The 276-nt window shown below is 75.7% G+C and carries 1 pseudogene; it reads right to left on the reverse strand.

From position 1 onward, the window contains the following. Positions 1-276: pseudogene (locus J0695_RS40240) on the reverse strand (FUSC family protein); the annotation flags it as partial.

The raw sequence follows: 276 nt of genomic DNA on the forward strand, positions 1-276 counted from the left end.
CCGAGCCGGTACGCCACCGGGGCCGCTCCCGTGCCGCCGCCGACGACGCCGCGCGTACCGCGAGCAGCGATTCCCGTACGTCGGAGCGGCGGGCGCCCGCCGGGTCCGCGTAGTGCGAGACCACCTCGGCGGAGTAACGGCCCACCGCCACAAGCCAGTCGGCGAGGCGGGTGCGCAGCCGCGGGGTCTCCCAGGCCGGGTAGACGGCGTATGAGCTCATCGCGAGCAGCCCGCCTAGCAGGGTCAGGATGACGCGGTCGGGGACGGCCTGCGTCC

Origin of the sequence: Streptomyces beijiangensis (genome assembly GCF_017315755.1) — a bacterium.
GTDB lineage: Bacteria > Actinomycetota > Actinomycetes > Streptomycetales > Streptomycetaceae > Streptomyces > Streptomyces beijiangensis.